This window comes from Mesorhizobium sp. B2-8-9, from assembly GCF_006439475.1.
In the GTDB taxonomy this organism is placed as follows: Bacteria; Pseudomonadota; Alphaproteobacteria; order Rhizobiales; family Rhizobiaceae; genus Mesorhizobium.
On record NZ_VFTQ01000005.1, the window covers coordinates 1 to 18,803 of the forward strand.

20 protein-coding genes are annotated in these 18,803 nt (G+C 64.4%); 8 read left to right on the top strand and 12 right to left on the bottom strand.

Going from position 1 to position 18,803, the window contains the following annotated elements; genetic code table 11:
- Positions 1 to 128 precede the first annotated feature (128 nt).
- On the bottom strand, positions 129 to 911 hold the full coding sequence (locus tag FJ423_RS07750; RefSeq protein WP_095768325.1) for a DUF2270 domain-containing protein: 783 nt from the start codon (positions 909 to 911) through the stop codon (positions 129 to 131).
- Positions 912 to 1,014: 103 nt separating this feature from the next.
- A complete protein-coding gene (locus FJ423_RS07755) occupies positions 1,015 to 1,233 on the bottom strand; it encodes a hypothetical protein (protein ID WP_140840561.1) in 219 nt (72 codons plus the stop codon).
- A gap of 431 nt (positions 1,234 to 1,664) precedes the next feature.
- Here FJ423_RS07755 and FJ423_RS07760 point away from each other — a divergent pair, with 431 nt between their 5' ends.
- The gene (locus FJ423_RS07760) at positions 1,665 to 3,896 is read left to right on the top strand and encodes a cation:proton antiporter (protein ID WP_140841053.1); all 2,232 of its coding nucleotides are present in this window, start codon (positions 1,665 to 1,667) and stop codon (positions 3,894 to 3,896) included.
- Positions 3,897 to 3,944: 48 nt separating this feature from the next.
- On the opposite strand, the gene FJ423_RS07765 is transcribed toward FJ423_RS07760, so the two are convergent.
- Entirely contained in the window at positions 3,945 to 5,153 is a 1,209-nt protein-coding gene (locus FJ423_RS07765) for an MFS transporter (RefSeq protein ID WP_140840563.1), read from the bottom strand.
- Positions 5,154 to 5,412: 259 nt separating this feature from the next.
- On the opposite strand from FJ423_RS07765, the gene FJ423_RS07770 reads away from it, so the two are divergent.
- Entirely contained in the window at positions 5,413 to 5,832 is a 420-nt protein-coding gene (locus FJ423_RS07770; protein WP_140840565.1) for a VOC family protein, read from the top strand.
- On the opposite strand, the gene FJ423_RS07775 is transcribed toward FJ423_RS07770, so the two are convergent.
- From FJ423_RS07775 to FJ423_RS07805, 7 genes are all read right to left on the bottom strand, one after another.
- A complete protein-coding gene (locus FJ423_RS07775) occupies positions 5,822 to 7,360 on the bottom strand; it encodes a winged helix-turn-helix domain-containing protein (RefSeq protein WP_140840567.1) in 1,539 nt (512 codons plus the stop codon). The genes FJ423_RS07770 and FJ423_RS07775 overlap by 11 nt on opposite strands.
- 63 nt (positions 7,361 to 7,423) lie before the next feature.
- On the bottom strand, positions 7,424 to 7,657 hold the full coding sequence (locus tag FJ423_RS07780; protein ID WP_140840569.1) for a hypothetical protein: 234 nt from the start codon (positions 7,655 to 7,657) through the stop codon (positions 7,424 to 7,426).
- A gap of 286 nt (positions 7,658 to 7,943) precedes the next feature.
- A complete protein-coding gene (locus FJ423_RS07785) occupies positions 7,944 to 8,837 on the bottom strand; it encodes a carbohydrate ABC transporter permease (protein ID WP_140840571.1) in 894 nt (297 codons plus the stop codon).
- A 1-nt stretch (position 8,838) separates the two neighbouring features.
- A complete protein-coding gene (locus FJ423_RS07790) occupies positions 8,839 to 9,777 on the bottom strand; it encodes a sugar ABC transporter permease (protein WP_095768331.1) in 939 nt (312 codons plus the stop codon).
- Positions 9,778 to 9,875: 98 nt separating this feature from the next.
- The gene (locus FJ423_RS07795; protein WP_140840573.1) at positions 9,876 to 11,201 is read right to left on the bottom strand and encodes an ABC transporter substrate-binding protein; all 1,326 of its coding nucleotides are present in this window, start codon (positions 11,199 to 11,201) and stop codon (positions 9,876 to 9,878) included.
- A 36-nt stretch (positions 11,202 to 11,237) separates the two neighbouring features.
- A complete protein-coding gene (ugpC, locus tag FJ423_RS07800) occupies positions 11,238 to 12,314 on the bottom strand; it encodes a sn-glycerol-3-phosphate ABC transporter ATP-binding protein UgpC (RefSeq protein ID WP_140840575.1) in 1,077 nt (358 codons plus the stop codon).
- 453 nt (positions 12,315 to 12,767) lie between these two features.
- Entirely contained in the window at positions 12,768 to 13,367 is a 600-nt protein-coding gene (locus tag FJ423_RS07805; RefSeq protein ID WP_140840577.1) for a DUF922 domain-containing protein, read from the bottom strand.
- 112 nt (positions 13,368 to 13,479) lie between these two features.
- On the opposite strand from FJ423_RS07805, the gene FJ423_RS07810 reads away from it, so the two are divergent.
- From FJ423_RS07810 to FJ423_RS07825, 4 genes are all read left to right on the top strand, one after another.
- A complete protein-coding gene (locus tag FJ423_RS07810) occupies positions 13,480 to 13,713 on the top strand; it encodes a hypothetical protein (protein WP_095768487.1) in 234 nt (77 codons plus the stop codon).
- Positions 13,714 to 13,799: 86 nt separating this feature from the next.
- Positions 13,800 to 14,897 (top strand): NAD(P)/FAD-dependent oxidoreductase, encoded by a 1,098-nt coding sequence (locus FJ423_RS07815; protein WP_140840579.1) that lies wholly within the window; start codon positions 13,800 to 13,802, stop codon positions 14,895 to 14,897.
- 137 nt (positions 14,898 to 15,034) lie between these two features.
- Positions 15,035 to 15,664: a glutathione S-transferase family protein gene (locus FJ423_RS07820; protein ID WP_140840581.1), complete on the top strand. Its 630-nt coding sequence runs from the start codon at positions 15,035 to 15,037 to the stop codon at positions 15,662 to 15,664.
- Between the two features lie 115 nt (positions 15,665 to 15,779).
- Positions 15,780 to 16,007 carry a hypothetical protein gene (locus FJ423_RS07825; protein WP_140631530.1) on the top strand — a complete coding sequence of 76 codons (228 nt, stop codon included), beginning with the start codon at positions 15,780 to 15,782 and terminating at the stop codon, positions 16,005 to 16,007.
- A gap of 39 nt (positions 16,008 to 16,046) precedes the next feature.
- On the opposite strand, the gene FJ423_RS07830 is transcribed toward FJ423_RS07825, so the two are convergent.
- On the bottom strand, positions 16,047 to 17,048 hold the full coding sequence (locus FJ423_RS07830; RefSeq protein ID WP_140840583.1) for an aldo/keto reductase: 1,002 nt from the start codon (positions 17,046 to 17,048) through the stop codon (positions 16,047 to 16,049).
- 131 nt (positions 17,049 to 17,179) lie between these two features.
- Between FJ423_RS07830 and FJ423_RS07835 the strand changes: the two genes are divergently transcribed.
- Positions 17,180 to 17,683: a hypothetical protein gene (locus FJ423_RS07835; protein ID WP_181174743.1), complete on the top strand. Its 504-nt coding sequence runs from the start codon at positions 17,180 to 17,182 to the stop codon at positions 17,681 to 17,683.
- Positions 17,684 to 17,740: 57 nt separating this feature from the next.
- Complete coding sequence (locus FJ423_RS34585; protein WP_281408948.1) at positions 17,741 to 17,872, top strand: hypothetical protein; 132 nt, start codon at positions 17,741 to 17,743, stop codon at positions 17,870 to 17,872.
- 59 nt (positions 17,873 to 17,931) lie between these two features.
- Here FJ423_RS34585 and FJ423_RS07845 read toward each other — a convergent pair whose 3' ends face one another.
- On the bottom strand, positions 17,932 to 18,429 hold the full coding sequence (locus FJ423_RS07845) for an N-acetyltransferase (protein WP_140840585.1): 498 nt from the start codon (positions 18,427 to 18,429) through the stop codon (positions 17,932 to 17,934).
- Positions 18,430 to 18,803 lie beyond the last annotated feature (374 nt).

Consider the following 18,803-nt stretch of genomic DNA (forward strand, 5'->3'; position numbering starts at 1 on the left):
GGAGTAGGGGAGTAGGGGAGTAGGGGAGTAGGTCAAGAGTTTCAGGCCACGTAGACGCCGCGAATTCCCATCGCTAACTTACTCACTACTCACTACTCACTACTCACTACTGCCTTACTCCCTTTCCCTCACACATGCACGTCGCCGAAGGACAGCTCGCCGTCATCGGCGCGGACCAGGAACGCTGCGGCGAGCAGCGCGAGGTAGCAGCCGGCCACGCCGCACACGACGACGACACCGGGGATTGGGCCGAGCGTCGCCACCCGGAACGTGTCGACGAGCGAGGCGCCGAAGCCGATGGGAGAGCCTTCGCGCGACAGGCTCGGCGTGGTGATCTTCAGGATCCAGGCAAGCAGCAGGATCGTGTACATGAAGATGTAGTTGCGGCGCAGCCGGCGGATCAGCGCCGCGCGCTGCGTGATCAGGAAACGCGGCGAGCGCAGGCCTTCGCCGAGGATCGCGAGCCAGTTGGAAGCATAGTCCGGCTGCGGCGAAAAGATCTGCGCGAAGTAGTAGCGCTCGAATTGCCGCACACGGGCGCGGTAGACGTCGAAGAAGCGGTAGCGCCTCGCCTCGATCCACAACAGCAGCGTGATCAGGAGCATGGCGAACAAAAGCACGCCATGATGCGCGCTGGGCGTCGACAGCGATACCGACAGCATAGCCGCCACCACCGTGATCGCCCAGTTGCTGGTGCGGTCGAGCCGGTCGCGCCAGCCGGCCATGCGCGCGATCTCGGCGCGATGGAAATGCGACAGCGTCGTGGTGAATTCAGGAGAGCTGAGCTTCAGCGCCAGCGTGTCGGAAGCGCGCGGCGGCGCGGCCTTCTCGGTGGATCTTGCCGGCGCAGCCGCCTCTGTCGGCCTTGCCACAGCTGCATCTGTGGATTTTGCGGCATTCGTCTGGGCCATTCTGCCGGGCGCCTCCCGCCGCCATGGCCGGTCCTCGCCTTGACATCGACCGGCCACACCCCTGTCGCTTCAACGTGCGGCCGGCCGGAATGTTCCCGCCTTTTCAGGCGGATAAGTCAGGTTGCAAGCGGGAGACACCACCGTTCGCGCGTCGCGGAAAGGGCAGCACATCGGCCATCGGCCTGGCATGCTGGGCTGCCGCCACTGCCTCGATCACAAGGTCGAGCGCCGCAAGCGCCGCGCGGCTCGTTTCATCGTCGCCGCGCAGGTAATGGCAGGCCCTGTCGAGGTGCAGGTGGGCGGCGGCAAAGTCGCTTTTCATTAGCTTCTCCTTATTGCCCGCCACGGCGCGAACATCGCCGAGTCGCTTTACCGGGAAGCAAAAATCCGCGGCGGCATTTGATTAGAATTGTAGGAAGCGGCGCCGGAACTGCTGATCTCCCCCCTTGTGGGGGAGATGCCCTGCAGGGCAGAGGGGGGCGCCGTAGAGCACCAACTTCTGCCTGTCTCTCTTGCTGCATGTCCGATGTCGGACCTGCAGATGTTAACGCTTCTGGCTGTGAAGCCGCGTTCCTTCGCGCCTCCCTCTGTCCCGCCGGACATCTTTCCCACGACGGGAAGATTGGCAGCTCCGACGCCGTGCAACCGAACCACCGGCCAAACCGTTATGACGCGAAATCGAGGGGAGACAGCTTGTCCAAAATACTCAATCGGCGCCGGTCGGTCGTGTTAGCCGCCGCTGCGCTTCTGCTGATGCCCGTCGTCGCCTTCGCCGCCGAGAGGACCGGCATGTCCTCGGAAGGCATTTTCGTCGCCGAACTCATCCTGCTCCTTGTCGTCGGTCGCGGCATCGGCGAGGTTCTGGAAATACTGGGCCAGCCGGCGGTGATGGGACAGCTGATCGGCGGCATCCTGCTTGGGCCTTCGCTGCTTGGCTGGGTCTGGCCGGCGGCCGAGCGGCTGGTCTTTGCCGGTGACGCCTCGCAAAAGTCGATGATCAACGCCATCGCCCAGCTGGGCGTGTTGATGCTGCTCCTGCTCACCGGCATGGAAACGGATCTGCGGCTCGTGCGCCGCGTCGGCCGCGCCTGTTTTTCCATTTCGGCCGCCGGCGTGGCGGTGCCTTTCGCGCTCGGCTTCGTCGCCGCCCAGTTCATGCCGGCCACGCTGCTTGCCGCAGGCAGCGAACGCATCGTCGCCGGGCTGTTCCTCGGCACCGCGCTCTCCATCTCCTCGGTCAAGATCGTCGCCATGGTGGTGCGCGATATGAACTTCATGCGCCGCGACCTCGGCCAGATCATCGTCTCGTCGGCCATCATCGAGGACACGATCGGCTGGGTGATCATCGCCATCACCATCGGCATCGCCACCCAGGGGCGGATCCAGATCGGCAACCTGGCCTTCACGGTTGCCGGCGTCGCCCTCTTCATGGCGTTTTCCTTCACGCTCGGGCGCCGCATCGTCTTCGACGCCATCCGCTGGACCAACGACACTTTCCGCTCCGAATATGCGGTCGTCACCGTCATCCTCGCCATCATGGGCGCCATGGCCTTGATCACCGATCTGATCGGCGTGCACACCGTGCTCGGCGCCTTCGTCGCAGGCATCTTGGTCGGCGAGTCGCCAATCCTGTCGCGCCACATCGAAGGGCAGCTGCGTGGCATCATCACCGCCCTTTTTATGCCGGTGTTTTTCGGCGTCGCCGGACTATCCGCAGACCTCACTGTGCTTCTCGATCCTCAGCTTGCGCTGCTGACGGTGGCGCTGGTCATCATCGCCAGCATCGGCAAGTTTCTCGGCGCCTTTATCGGCGCCGAGGTCGCCGGCATGAGCCGCGCCGAGGGCGTCGCGGTGGGCTGCGGCATGAACGCGCGCGGTTCCACGGAGGTCATCGTCGCCTCGATCGGCCTGTCGATGGGCGTGCTGTCGCACAACCTCTTCACCATGATCGTCACCATGGCGGTCATCACCACCTTGGCCATGCCGCCGACATTGCGCTGGGCGCTGCGCCGCCTGCCGATGGGCGAGGGCGAGCAGAAAAGACTGGAGCGCGAGGAGATCGACCAGCGCGGATTCGTCGCCAATCTGGAGCGGCTGCTGGTTGTGGTCGACGAGGGCGTCGTCGGACGCTTCGCCGCCTATCTCGCCGGCGTCATCGGCGCCGGCAAGCCGATGACGGTGCTGCATTCGAGCGGCGAGACCGATGCCGAACCGACCGAAGGGTTGCATCTGGAGGAAATCGAGAAAGGCGCCGAAGACAGCCGTGAGGCGGCGAAGCAAGGCGACGAGACGCCGGTGCGCGAGGCCCCGGTCACCCGCCGCCAGCATGAGGAGCTCTCGGCCGAAGCTGTCACCAAGGAGGCGCGCAAGGGCTACGGCATGCTGCTCGTCGGCCTCGGCCGCGCCGTCACTTCCAAAGGGGCCTTCTCGCATCGGCTGAACGAGGTCGCCGGCGCCTTCGACGGGCCGCTCTGCCTGGTGTTGAAGCCGGCCACCGCCGGCCGCCAGATGCCTCGGCTCGGCCCGCGATCGGGCAAGATACTGGTGCCGGTCAACGGCACGGCCGTTGCCCGGCGCGGCGCCGAGTTGGCTTTGGCCGTCGCCGCCGTCACCGGCGCGCCCGTCAAGACGCTCTATGTCGCACGGGCCGGCCGCGACGAGCTTCGCGACACCGTCTCGCACCGCCGCAGGGAAGCCGTGCTGAAGGACATCGTCGCGCTTGCCGACCGCTACGGCGTCGAGATCGAGACGGCGATCCGCAGCAGAGCCGCCGCCGCCGACGCCATCGCCCGCCAGGCCGGCCGCAACGTGGCGTTGATCGTCATGGGCGTGGCTCGGCGCCAGGGCGAGGAACTGATCTTCGGCGAGACGACGACGGCCGTCCTGCAGCGCAGCCCATGCCCAGTGGTGCTGATCTCTGACGAGCGGGTCAAGCGCGACGAGAGCGACCGCGAGGCGGTACGCACGGGCACGGGGACCGGGTGAGAGGACTGGCTAATCTCCCCCACAAGGGGGGGAGACCATCAGCAGTTCTCAAGCCATCTGCAGTTTCTGCCGGCTCGGCTGCGGCGGGAAGGCGATTGCGATGCCGGCGGCGCCCAGCCCGATCAGCGCCGAGCCGATGAACAGCCAGTGGTAGCTGGCGGTGGCGTCGTAGATCATGCCGCCGGCGAGCGGCCCGAGCGACATGCCGAGGCTGGAGAGCATCGTGGCCGCGCCGAGGATGGTGCCGATGATGCGCAGACCGAAATATTCGCGCGCCAGCACCGCGTAAAGCGGCATCACGCCGCCATAGGTGGCGCCGAAGATGACGGCCAGAAGGTAGAACTGCTCGAGCTGGCCGACGGTGAGATAAGCGGCGATCACCAGGCCCTGGATAGCAAGCCCGGTGACCAGCACAGGCTTGACGCCCAGCCGGTCGCCGAGCACGCCGTAGAGCACGCGCCCGCCAAGGCCGGCCAGCCCCTCTACGCTGTAGATCGAGACGGCCGCCATCGGCGCCACACCGCAGGACATGGCATAGCTCACCATGTGGAAGATCGGGCCCGAATGCGCCGCGCAGCAGGCGAAGAAGGTGAGGCTCAGCACGATGAATTGCGGCGAGCGCAGCGCCTGGCCGACGCTCATGCCTGGATCGTCGGTGACGGGCGCCGGCGTGCCGTCGCTGGCTGCGACCGCCGCCGGTGGCTGGCGCACCAGCAAGACGGCGGGCAACAAAAGCACCCAGGCCATGACGCCGATGTCGAACATGGCGGTGCGCCAGTCATAGGCCGTGATCAGCCAGCGGGCGAAGGGCGAGATCGTCATCGGCGCGACGCCCATGCCGGCCGAGACCAGTGAGACGGCAAGGCTTCGGTTGGTGTCGAACCAGGCGGTAGTGAGCGCGATCATCGGCGCGAAGAAGGCGCTGGCCGCCAGCCCGACGATGACGCCGTAGCTGAGCTGGAAGACCAGCAGCGAGGTCGCCCGGCTCGCCACCACCAGCGACAGTCCAAGCAGCACCGCGCCCGCAAGCACCACGGGCCTGGCGCCGACCCGGTCATAGATCGCGCCCCAGGCGAAGCCGCCCAGACCCATCACCAGGAAATTCAAGGTCATGGCGCTGGAAATGCCGGTGCGCGACCAGTTCGTGTCGAGCGACATCGGCTCCAGAAAGATCGCCAGCGAAAACATGGCGCCGAGCGCCACGCAGGTCATCAGCGCGCCGGCCGCGACGATGACCCAACGATAGGAATGGTTCATGGTTTTCTCCATGCCGTAAGGCATCCTGTTTGATGCGGCACGGTTTTTCCAGTCTACCGGGCCGCTTGCGTCCGAAGGACGCCGGGGCGGGAGCCGATCCTACAATCTGGTTGCATTTTTTATCCGGATTTTTTTAAGGGCCAATTTCGTTGTCCCAGGCGCTGTCCCGCGAGTGGCTGAAGTGTCAGCAGCCGGCAGTACCCGTCATTGACCGCACACCCGTCCCATCTAGATTTACCCTCTCAACCAGGAGCATCCCATGGAACTCTATCGCGGCCGGCTCATCGATCACCTTCACCTGGTGGTGCGCGACATCGAGGCCAGCCGGCGTTTCTACAGCAGCCTATTCGAAGTGCTGGGCATCCCGATCGGCGGTGGCGCTGAGGACCATTTCTGGGCCGACGAGCTGTTCGTCTCGACCCCCGACAGCCGTTCCGCCCAAGGCGTGCTCACCGGCCGTCACCATCTCGCCTTCCAGGCGAAGGACCGCGCCATGGTCGATGCCTTCTACCAGGCCGGGCTCGCCGCCGGCGGCAAGGACAATGGCGCGCCGGGCGAGCGCCCCTACCACCCCGGCTACTATGCCTGCTTCCTGCTCGATCCCGACGGCAACAACATCGAGGCGGTGTTCCACGGCGAGGCCAAGCGAAGTGCCGCCGCGGTGGAGATCAGTTTTTAGCGAGCGGCGGGCCGTCGCTGTCCCAGCCTGCCAGCTCGAGACCCTCGCGTATTCTTTCGCGGTCCTCGGATCGCTCGATGCGCGTTTCCTCGATGATTTGCGCGATGGTGAGGCCGGGCTCGAGGGCGCGTCCTTCACGCACGCAGGCCAGCGCCTTCCCGGTATCACCGGCCAGGGCGTGGCACGTTGCCAGTCTCGCCCATTGCCAGGCGCTCTTGCGGGGCAGGCATGAGAAGGACGCAGCCGCTTCGCGGTAGCGCCCGAGGATCAGCAGCGCTTCGCCCCGATCGTAATAGTACCAGGTCGGATGCATCGGATTGAGCTGGATGGCCTTGTCGAGCAGGGCCAGCCCGGCCTCGCCGTCGCCACGCAGCGCCCGGAAGAAGCCGGTTTGGGCGAGCGTGTCCGCATCGTAAGGGTTGAGATCAAGCGCGCGGGCGAAGTGCTTCTCGACTGCGTCGTATTCGTCGCGCCCGCGATAGAGAAGCGTCAGCGCCAGCATGCGGTGGCAGCGCGCCTCGTCCGGGCTGAGCGCGATCGCATGCAGCGCACGGTCGCGCGCCTGGTCGAGCGCGGCGCGCGGCGCGTCGTTATAGCCGCCGATAATCACTTCGGCGAGGGCAAGATAGGCATGTGCCAGCCCTGATTGCGGATCAAGCTCGATCGCCTTGAGGAAATGCTCGCGCGCATCCTGGTTGACCCGTTCGCCGTAGCTGCGCAGCAGCTCCTTCCCCCGCAGGAAATGCAGATAGGCTTCGACATTGGCCGCGGCTGCGGGTAGGCCGCGCCGCATCACTGCGCTTTCGATATTGGTAACCAGGGCCGTCACGATGCGTTGCGCCACCATCGTCTGGAACGTGAAGATCTCGCCTTTGGCGAAGGTGAAGCTCTGGCCCCAGACGCGTCGCCCGGACGTCGTCTCGGTAAGCACCACGCGTGCGCTGTATTCCGCTTCGGAAGTCTCGACGCTGCCCTCGGCGAGGTAGTCGGCTCCGAAGCGCACGGCGGTTGCCCGGATGTCCTCGCGCGAATGCTCGGCCAAAGCGAAAGCGGAATGACGCGCCAGCACGGCGACTGTCTTGAAGTAGGAGAGCGCATTGGTGATCTCCTCGACCGCGCCGTCGAACAATGCCTTGGCAGTGCCGTCGACCGGATCGACCTGGAACGGCAAAATAGCCACCATCGGCTCCGCCCGGGCAGCAGGCATGGCGCCGACGGGCGCTGGTGCCGCCTCGATCTCCGGCTGGAACAGGTAGCCTCGCCGCGGTACCGTGCGGATCAGCGCCTGCGCCTCGTCGCCGATCGATTTGCGCGCATCACGGATTGACTGGGTGAGCGAGTCCTCTGAGGCGATGACGTCCGGCCAGATCGCCTGTAGCAGTTCGTCCTTGCTCAGCACCCGGCCGGGGTTACGCGTCAGAAAGGCGAGCAACTCGAAAGTTTTTGGCCGGACCGGCACAATCTCGCCGTCGCGCCGGAGCGTACCCCGGTCAAGATCCAGAACCGCGCCGCCGATCCGTAGCGCCAACCCGCCGCCTCATCGCCGCGCCTCATTGCGCGCCGTTCATGGGAACGGCAAATGCGGCTGAGGTCAAGCCGGAAACAGGTGCAAGCGCGAGACAATGCCGCGAAGGCGCAGCCGCGGCCGGGGGTGCCCGGAGGTCGGATCAGCCGATGTCTCGCTGGATGCCGCCTTTTCAAGATAGTTTAGCATCTCGTTGCTCTCGCCGAAGCACGGGCCGGCGAAACCGGTCGAGAGGAAACGAAGCAATTCCTCTCGCGCCAGCTGGGCGGGAGAGAACGGCGCGTCAGCGTTGATGTTCATGACCGACCTCCAGGTGCTCGTCGCAGTAATCGAAGCGCAAGGATTGCCGCGGCGAGCTTATTTGTCCTGAACGGCTGCTGATATTTTGCTGAATTCGATCGCCGCGCCCGCTTTACGATAGCGGCAAAGTCGGTTGTGACGCGTCGAAACACCCCGATACTTTCGGCGTGCCGATGGTCTGGCGTCGGGCGATGCCATCGATGGCCTATCTGGCGGGCGGCTTAACGCGGAACTCTCGTCGTGTCCGCACCATCCGCGACGCGGCGACGCAGGCGCTGGTGCGCTTCTATTCCTTCACCGCGCCCGTCATCGATGAAACATAGTGCTCGACGAAGAAGGAATAGAGCACCACCACCGGCAGCGAGCCGATCAGCGCGCCGGCCATGAGCGCGCCCCATTCATAGACGTCGGAGCGAACGAGTTCGGTGAGCACGCCGACCGGCACCGTCTTCTTCTCCGAAGACTGGATGAAGGTCAGCGCATAGATGAACTCATTCCAGGACAAGGTAAAAGCGAAGATGCCGGCCGAGATCAGGCCGGGCACCGACAGCGGCAGCACGATCTTGGTGAGGATCTGCCAGCGGCTTGCGCCGTCGATGAGCGCGCATTCCTCCAACTCGAAGGGAATCGAGCGGAAGTAGCCCATCAGAAGCCAGGTGCAGAACGGGATGAGGAAGGTCGGACAGGTGAGGATCAGCGCGAACGGCGTGTCGTAAAGACCGAGATTGAACACCATCACCGACAGCGGAATGAACAAGATAGAGGGCGGCACGAGATAGGCGAGGAAGACGGCGAGGCCAACCTGCCGCGCCCCCGAAAACCTCAGCCGCTCGATGGCGTAGGCGGCAAGCACGGCAGCCGCCAGCGACAGGAAAGTTGCGGCGGTCGAGATGATGATCGTGTTGAGCAACCAACCTGGATAGGAGGTCTCGAAGAGCAAATAACGGATGTGCTCCAGCGTCGGATGCACGACCCAGAACGGATTGTAGTTCACATAATCGGTCATCTCGACGTTGGGCTTAACCGCTGTGATCGTCATCCAGTAGAAGGGGAACAGGAGAACGATCAGAAACACCAGCAGTGGCAGATAGACCGTCACCACCCGCCGCGGCAGGCTTTGCAGGTAGCCCATGCCGCCTTCGTCGGTGTCCAGGCGCTCGACTTCTTTGATCGCGGCCATGTCAGTCTCCGCCGCCTTGCTGCCATCTGCGCCGTTGCAGCCCGAAATAGCTGAACAGGATCGCGGCCAGCAGGAAAGGAATCATGGCAACCGCGATTGCCGCGCCTTCGCCCAGTTGGCCGCCCGCAATACCGCGCTGGAAGGACAATGTCGCCATCAGATGCGTGGCGTTCACCGGCCCGCCGCGGGTCAGCACGTAGATCAGCTGGAAATCGGTGAAGGTGAACAGAACCGAAAACGTCATCGTGATGGCTATGATCGGCGTCAGCAACGGCAGGGTCACGTAGCGGAACAGCTGCCAGCGGCTGGCGCCGTCGAGCGTAGCGGCCTCGTAGAGCGATTGCGGAATGGTCTGCAGTCCGGCAAGCAGCGTGATGGCGACAAAGGGAATGCCGCGCCACACATTGGCCGCGATGACCGAGGCGCGCGCATTGGTCGGGTCACCGAGAAAATTGATGCGGTGGTCGATCAGGCCCATCTGCTGCAACGCCCAGGACAGGATCGAAAACTGCGAGTCGTAGATCCACCAGAAGGCGATGGCCGACAGCACCGTCGGTACGACCCAGGGCAGCAGCACGACGGCGCGGAAGAATGACTTAAAGGGCAGCTTCTCGTTGAGGATGAGAGCCAGCCAGAGGCCGAGCACGAATTTTAGGATCGAAGCGCTGACCGTGTAGAGCAGCGTGTTGAATACCGAGAGCCAGAAGACGCTGTCGCTCCACAGATATTCGTAGTTCTCGACGCCGATGAAGATGCCCGGCCGGCCGATGCGCGTGTCCGTGAAGCCGAGCCAGACACCGAGCCCGAGCGGATAGGTGAGAAAGACCAGGAGCAGCGCCGCCGCCGGCAGCATGAAGCCGAAGCCGAGAGCGTTCCTGCTCTCGGCGAGCCTCGAACGGATCGACGGGCGCGTCTGAACGGCAACGGACGGCACGGCCATGGCGCGGGCTCCTTCTTATGCGGGTGGAACTGTGGCTGACCGCGCTTGGCTCGAGTAAGCCGCAAAGCGCGGTCATCCTGCTTCAAACTGCGCCAGGATCAGACGCGGTAGTAGCGATTGGCGCGTTTTTCGGCCTCCTCCATCGCTTCCTGCGGCGTCGCCTGGCCCGTCACCGCCTTGGCGAACATGTCCACCAGCACGTAGTCAGCCATTGTCGCGGCGGATGCATAGCCGAGCGGCCCGGCATAGCCGTTGGGGCGCAGCGTCGCCGAGGCTTTCGCGTAGGCTGCATTGTTAGGATCGGCCTTCCAAACCGGGTTGTTGTCGAAGGCTTTCAGCGTTTGGCAGCAATAGCCCGCCGACGAAGTGATCCAGTCGGACATTTGCGGGTCCTCAAACATGAACTGCAGATAGGCTTTGGCGGCATTGGGGTAGGGCGTGTAGTTGAAGATGACGGCCGTGGTCACCTGGAAAAGCTCGACCGATTTGCCGACCGGACCGATCGGCATGTTGGTCGTGCGGATGTCCTTGGCGATCTCGGCCAGCTTCGGGTCCTTGTCCTTGTTGATCTTCGCTGTGTTGTAGGCTGAGATGCCGTTGGCGATCACGCTCACTTCCCCGGCCAGGAATGCGCGGTTGTTGTTGACGTCGAGCCAGCTTTCGGTGCCGGGGATGAAGGTCTTGTAGAGCTCCTGCGCATACTGGATCGCCTTGAGCGTCTCCGGACTGTTGATCGTCACCTTGCCGGCTTCGTCGACCATCTGGCCGCCGTGGCTCCACAGCAGCCAATGCGCGTAATTGTTGCCGTCGCCGACGCCGTGGCCATGGGTGAAGCCGGCGGGATGGCCTTTCGCCTTCAATGCCTTGCAAAGTTCCAGGAAACTGGCCGTGTCCTTGGGGAATTCGGAGAAGCCTGCCTCCTTGACCCAGCTTTCGCGGTAGACGATGGCGTTGCCGATGGTGGCCAGCGGCAAGCCGATGAACTTGCCCTCGCGCGTGGCATATTGTTTCGGGCCGTCGTACCAGCCGCCATGCTTCTTGCCGAGATGATCACCCAGTTCCGTCACATCGAGCAGCTTGTCGGGATACTGGTGCGGGTCGTCGAACCAGACGAACATCAGGTCGGGACCGGAGCCGACATTGGCGGCGACCGCCGCCTTGGGACGGATGTCTTCCCAGCTTTCCTTGTCGACGCGCACCTCCACGCCCGTCGCCTCGGTGAACCGCTTGGTATTCTTCAGCCACTGATCCTCGTCGCCCTGCACGAAGGGCGACCAGCGCAGCAGCCTGAGCTTGGCGCCTTCCTCGGGCTTGTAGGTCACGCCTTCCTGGGCGAATGCGCTCGAGCCGACGAAGCGGCTGCCCAAGGCTCCGGCCGCCGCGGCTGCGGTCGTGCGGATTACATCGCGTCTGGTGAACTTCATACTCGTTTCCTCCTGTTGCTCTGCCGTTGCCTGGTTTTATCGCGCCGTCTCGATTCGCTTGCCGGTCACGCCGTGGAACAGGTGGATCGGACCAGGGTCGACCGACAGCCGAATGGTTTCTCCCGGCGCGAAGGAATGGCGCTCGCGGAAATTGGCGACGATGTCCTCCCCGCCGACCGTGCGGCCGATGATCTGCACTTCCGACCCGGTCGGCTCGATCACCGCCACCTTGACTGGAATGCCGTCGTCGGCCAGCCGCAGATGCTCGGGTCGTACTCCGAGCACCATGGCTTCGCCGTTGCCAATCGAGAGAGGCTTCGGCAAAGGCACGGAAATGCCTCCTGCACCCCTGAACAACGGTGGGCCATCATTGGCGAATGCGCCCTTGAGCAGGTTCATGGCGGGCGAGCCGATAAAGCTTGCCACGAACAGGTTGTTTGGCCGGTCGTAGAGCTCGAGCGGCGGTCCGATCTGCTCGACGAGGCCGTCATGCATGACCACGATCTTGTCCGCCATGGTCATAGCCTCGACCTGGTCGTGGGTGACATAGACCGTCGTGGTCTTCAGCCGCTGGTGCAGTTCCTTGATTTCGGCCCGCATCTGCACCCTCAGCTTGGCGTCGAGATTGCTGAGCGGCTCGTCGAACAGGAACACCTGCGGATTGCGCACGATTGCCCGGCCCATGGCGACGCGCTGGCGCTGGCCGCCCGAAAGCTGGCGGGGATAGCGCGACAGAAGCGGCACCAGCCCGAGGATTTCGGCCGCCCGTTTCACCCCGGCATCGCTTTCAGCCTTCGGGACGCCCTTGAGCATGAGCGAGAACGCCATGTTCTCGGCAACCGTCATGTGCGGATAGAGCGCGTAGTTCTGGAAGACCATGGCGACGTCGCGCTCCTTCGGCGCAACGTCGTTGACGATACGGCTGCCGATCGAGATATGGCCGCGCGAAATCTTTTCCAGGCCGGCGATCATCCTGAGAAGGGTCGATTTTCCGCAGCCTGAGGGCCCCACCAGCGTGACGAACTCGCCGTCGTCTATGTCGACACTGACGCCATGCAGGATCTGGGTGGCCCCGAACGATTTGTAGACATCGCCAATCGCGACAGACGCCATCGAACTCCTCCCGATGGTCCCTGCGAATCTCGCGGGGAGCCGTTCCAATCAAGGTGTGGCTGAAACGGGTGCCGGCAAGCACCCACCACTGGCGTCGGCGACGTTTGCCCCTATTCCCCCGGGGTCACGCGACTGTGAAACGGTAGCGCTACCACATCCACCTGTAAAGCGGCGGCGCGCCTTGCTTACTTCCATCGTTGAAGACAGTTGAGCGAAGGCTGCGCTGAAGCGAAGTGGATCCAGCCAGTCGCCGGAGGGCGGCCGATTGATCTTCAAACGCCGCCGGTAGATATTAGACATCGTTAATGTAATAGATTTCAGCGTGTCCGAGAAAAGCCGAATCCTGCCGATTTACATCGCCAACGGGATTGGTCGTTATCCATCCAGGACGCGCGCATTACTTCCGCCATAGCGCAAGGAGCAGGGCGGTCGCTGCCGCTCTTGCCTTCGTTGTCAGCCTCCGCCCAGAAACGCCGCGATCAGCTTCAGCATGTTGCCGTCTCGGCCGAACTCTATCTTGTCGAAATCGCGGCTGCCCTGGCGCTGCGCCTTCGAGAGTTGGTCGAGATAGGCTGTCAACTCCGCCCGGACCTTCTTGCAGCCGGGATCGTTCTGGGCTGTGAGGCCGGTGCTGAAGGCGACGATCTTGTCCACCATGTCGACGATGCCGGCGCCATGCACCTTCTCATGCGCGATCAGCCCGGCGGCGAAGGCGTCCCAGCGCGCTTGCAAGGCTGAGCCAAGTTTCCGCGCCGGCTTGGGCAGCGTATAGGTGATGATCAGCTTCGGCCGCGCCGTCCTCAGCACGCAGGCGCCGCCTTGCGGCTGGTAGTCGCGCTGCCAGGTCAGCTTGAAGAAAGTGTGCGCGATGACACGCCGTTCGTTGCCGGCCGAATCCTTGCCGATCACCGGGCCCTTCTTGCCGATCGAGAGATAGAGCTGCTCCGCGCTTTCGCCCGAGACGGCATAAGTCTCGATTTTCTCGACGGGCTTCCAGTCGGCGAGCGCCGGCGTGGACGAAAGCAGGGCGGCGAGGAGGAGGGCGGGCTTCATGGGCGAGCCATAGCATTGGGCCTCGTTTGGTAGAAGCCGGCCCGCGGATTTTCGGAACCGGCTTCACCGGTCGATCGTTTTCCTGGGCAATCGACCCATGGGGAAGGACAAGATGACCCGCAACGAGATCATTTCCGTGCTTGGACCGGTCGACGAGGCCGTCATCGCCGATATCGCGCTCACCGGCGCCAGCCTCGAGGAATTGCGCGAGGCCTTCGCCTGGATTGGCGCCGACGAGGCGCTAGTCAATGAAGGTCGCGCCATGCCTGGCGCCCGTGTGGCGAAACTGATCGAGATCCTCGAACCGCCCGAGGATGAGCCCGAGACGCCGGGCGCGATGGAGTAGGGCGGCTGCCCATAGGTGCTTCTCCCTACTTGCCGCTCGAACCCCTCCTGTCATAGCTTTTGCCGCCTTGGCGGGAGGAAAGCCATTTGGACACCAATGTCGTCATCATCGGCGCGGGTCCTGCCGGGCTCGCCGTTGCTGCCTGCCTCAAACAGGCGGGGCAGGACTTCATCATCCTTGAAAGGGCCAATGAGGTGGCGCCCGCCTGGCGGCGGCATTACCGGCGGCTGCACCTGCACACGGTGAAGTCCTTTTCGTCACTGCCGTTCGTGCCGTTCCCGAAAAGCCACCCGCGCTACGTGCCACGCGAGAAAGTGGTCGCCTATATCGATGCCTATGCCGGGCGTTTCGGGCTCAGGCCGCGCTTCGGCGTCACCGTCAAATCGGTCCGCCGCGAAGGCGAGCGTCTGCTGGTCCAGACCGACGCCGGGCTGTTCAATGCCCGCAAAGTGGTGGTGGCCACCGGCAACAATGCCGAGCCGATCACACCAAGCTTCCCGGGCATCGAAGCCTTCAAGGGCAAGGTGCTGCACAGCGCCGCCTATACCGAGGCCGCGCCTTATGTCGGCAAGGACGTGCTGGTCGTCGGCATGGGCAATACGGGCGCGGAGATCGCGCTCGACCTGGCTGAAAGCGGTGCCAGGCCCACAATCTCGGTGCGCAAGGGCGTCCACATCGTGCCGCGCCAGCTGTTCGGCGTGCCGATCCAGATGGTGGGGATCGCCAGCCGGGCAATACCGCAGGCGCTGAACGACTGGGTGTTCCCAAAGATCCTCGATCTGGCGCTGGGCCGGCTGGAGAGCTACAGCATCGTGCGGCCGCGGCAGGGCATCATGCGGGGGATCGAAGCCGGCCGCATTCCGGTGATCGACGTCGGCACGGTGGCGGCGATCAAGGCCGGCCGGATCGGCATCGCACCGGATATCGCAAGCTTCACCCCGGACGGTGTGAAATTCGCCGACGGGTTGGAGAAGAAATTCGACGCGGCTATTTTCGCCACCGGCTACCGCCCGGCCTATGACAGCTTCCTGCCGGCGGAGCTCAGGCCGGACAAGAGCGGCGTGAACGCCCGCGCGACGGAGCTCGGCGTCTATCTCGTCGGCTTCTACAATCCGGTCACCGGCCTGTTGCGCGAAATCGGCATCGAGGCGCAGGCGGTGGCGAAGGATATTGCGAGACGGTGAGGGTTCACGCGGCCACCATGATAGGCCGAGTTCCGTCACGGCGCAGACCTTTCTGCGTTGATCTGCGCCCCGCCTGAATCGGGTGGCGCCGTCATTCGCCGCATGGCAAGCCAATCCACCAGCGAGGAATGCACTCCATGCTCACGCTCTACGATTATCTCCCGTCGCAAAATGCCTGGAAGGTTCGCGTCCTGCTCGGGCTGCTCGGCATCGCCTACGACACCCGCATCATCTCGATCTTCGAGGGCGAGTGCCGCACCGAGACGTTCCTGAAGCTCAACCCGGCAGGCGCAGTTCCGGTGCTCGGGCTGGACAATGGCGAGGCGATCGCCGAGTCGAACGCGATCCTCGCCTATCTCGCCGAGGGCACACCCTACCTTCCGTCGGACCGCTTTGCCCGCGCCAAGGTGATGCAATGGCTGTTCTTCGAGCAGTACCATATCGAGCCGGTCATCGGCTCGTTGCGCTACTGGACGCTGACCGGTCGGCTGGAGCGTAACCAGGCGATGGTTGCCGGCAAGCGCGAGGCGGGCGTGCGCGCGCTTGGCGCGCTGGAGCGCAGCCTGGCCGACACGCAATTCCTGGTCGGCAACGCGCTCACCATCGCCGACATCGCCGTCTACGCCTACAGCCACCGAGCCGAGGACTGCGGTTTCTCGCTCGCCGACTATCCCGCTGTCGATGCTTGGATGGGACGCGTCAGCGAGACGATCGGCCCGGATTATCCTGTGCATCCTTACAGCATCGATCCGCATTCGCACGCCTGAGCCGCCGGAACACAGCGGCGGACAGGGCGTTTTCCAAAGGCAGCGTGTCGTGCGTCGCCCAATCGGCGCCCGCCTGTTTCGCGTTGCGTTCCAACCAGAGCCATGGAGGTCCGCAATGGTTCGCACCATCCTCGCCGCAATCCTCGCCACCGGCATCATGAGCCTACCGGTCATGGCAGCCGAGCAATACTGGGTCGCCAGAGACGCCGTGTCGAAGCAGTGCGAGATCGTGCCGAAGAAGCCCGACGGCACGCTTGTCGTCGATCTCGGCAAGAAGAAATACGCCAGCGAGGGTGAGGCGAGGAAGGCGATGGAGGCGATGTCGGACTGCAAGAAAAAATAGGGCCGTTGCCCAATCCTCCCGAGGGAGATTAGCCAGCTTCTACCGGTCCACCAGAGACATCGTCCGCTCGTTGTAGCGCGGCCCTGACACCTTGTCGGGCGTCAGTGCCATGTCGAGCCCCAGCATCTCGGTGGCGTCGAGCGCGATATCGGCCGCCGCGACGTTCTCTTCCAGATAGGCCCGGCGCTTGGTGCCGGGGATCGGCACGATGTCGATGCCGAAATCCGGGCCTTTGGCGAGCAGCCAGGCGATCGCGATCTGGCCGGGTTTGACGCCCTTTGCCGCGGCGATGTCGCGCACCGTGGCGGCCGCCGCGATATTCAGGTCGAAATTCTCGCCTTGGTAGCGCGGATCGCCGCGACGGAAATCGCCTTCGGGATACTCCTCCGCACGCCTGACGTCGCCGGCGAGGAAGCCGCGGCCGAGCGGAGCGAACGGCACCAGGCCGATGCCGAGCTCCTTCAGCGCCGGGATGATCTCGGGCTCGAGGTTGCGCTCCCACAGCGAATACTCGCTCTGCAGCGCCGAGACCGGATGCGCGGCATGCGCGCGGCGGATGTTGGCAATGCCCGCCTCCGACAGGCCGAAGAAGCGCACCTTGCCCTGCGCCACCAGTTCGCCGACCGCGCCCGCGACATCCTCCATCGGCACGGCGGGGTCGACGCGGTGCTGGTAGAGGAGGTCGATGCGGTCGGTGGCAAGTCGCGAGAGCGAAGCGTCGACCACCTCGCGTATATGCTCGGGCCGGCTGTCGAGCCCGGCCTGCTTGCCGTCGGCGATGCGGAAGCCGAACTTCGTCGCGATCGTCACCTGATCGCGCCGGCCTTGCAGCGCGCGTCCAAGCAGCTCCTCATTGGCGAAGGGGCCGTAGACCTCGGCCGTGTCGAGAAAGGTGCAGCCGAGCTCGATCGCCCGGTGGATCGTCGCGATCGACTCCGCCTCGTCGGCCGGGCCATAGGCCTGGCTCATCCCCATGCAGCCGAGGCCGATGGCAGAGACTTCGAGTCCCTGGCTGCCGAGTTTCTGTTTGCCGAGGCTCATGCGTCTTGCTCCGCCGAATTTTCGATCCGGCTAAATTATAGGGCCGGACATGAATGCGTCCAGCGCTGGCCCTATTGGCGGCGCAATCGTCGCCATCCTTGCCGGTGGCGATTCCACTGTGGTGACGGCCAATGCGGCACGACAGGCTTGTCCTAATATTGCTCTGGCGCGAGTTGGTCGCCGGCCTACGCGCAACGCGGCGCCGCGATCTCGCCTGGATTGCGCTCGGCGGCGGTGGACTTCTGGCCTATGCGATCGCGGATATCGTCGTCGCCCTGCATGCCGCGGGTCCGAAGCTGCGGCACGACCAGCTTCTGTGGATGCTTGGACTGCCAGTCGCTTTCGCCGCGCTGGGATGGCTGGCGGGCAATGCAATGTCGCGCCTTTGCCTTTCTCGCGCCTTTGCCCCCTTCCTCAAGGCACTGCCGCTCGCTTCGGCGGAGCGCCGTCGCATGGCGGCGGTGGGAGCCTTCGCGCTCGGCCTTCCACTCACGCTGATGATCGCCACGGCGGTCGGCTTCGCCTGCGCCGTCATCGGAAAGCCGTTGGCGCCGGCCTGGGGCTTGGGCGCGGCCACCCTGTTTGCCTTGAGCTTCGGCACGGCAGGCCTTTCGAATATGGCCGTACCGTTCTGATCGGCCTGGCGGCGCTGGTGTTTTTCTTGTGGCACCGAACCCGACAGAGATATCGCAATGGCTGAAGTCCTCACCGTTAAAGAGCTCAGCGCCGGCTATCGCGGGCGCATTGTCGTTCGCGGCATCGGTCTTTCGCTCCATCGGGGCGATATAGTCGGCCTGCTCGGTGCCAATGGCTCGGGCATCTAGAGCAATTCCAGGAAAAGTGTGAGCGGTTTTCCGCCTGGAATTGCGGCAAAAACAAAGCTCTAAGCCATCGGCAGCATGCGGCGCATGATCAGCGAGGCGTGACCGCTGACGCCGTGGGCCGCTTCCCGGCGTTCGACCACTTCGAAGCCGTGCTTGCGGTAGAAGGCGATCGCGCGGTCGTTGCCTTCTATCACCTCCAGCGCGATGCTGGGGATGCCGGCATGCGCGGCAAGCACCGCATGCAGAAGGTCGAGCGCAAGACCGCTGCCGAAGGCCTGCGGCTCGATGTGGAGCCGCTGCAGCATCACATCGCCTTTTCCGTCCATTGCCGCCATCGCATAGCCGGCAATCGAGCCATCGGCGCGCTCGGCGACGAAGGACATCTTGTCCTCGTCGTCGAGCTCGGCCGCGAGCCTTTCCGGCGCGTGCCTTTCGTCGGAGAGCCTGGCCACGGTCTCGTCGCGCATGATCGGCGCATAGGTCCGCCGCCACGATTGGCCGAGCAGCCGCGACACATCGGCCAGGTCGTTCCTCGTCATCGCCCGGATGCGGGTCATGGTCGCCATCCTTGTTGGAGTCTGAAGATAGGGCGAAGCGATGGGTACAGCCAATCTCCCCCCTTGCGGGGGAGATGCCCGGCAGGGCAGAGGGGGGCTGTCCCGCCAGCCTATCCGCGCTTGGGATCTCCGCTTTACGCCGCGCTCGGCGCCAGCAATTCTTCGCGACGGCTTATCTTGCGGTCCAGAATCACAAGCTGGCGCGCGGTGTTGTTGCGCAGGCGCGCCCAGCCGCCATTCGAGCCCTGTTTCCATGGCGATGCGCCTGGCGTAGACGCTGGAACGCATGCTGGCTTTGCCGGTCGCGACCTTCACCGGGTCCTCGTAGGATAATCCGCTTTGTGAGAGTCGCCATTCGATAGCCCGCCGCCGAA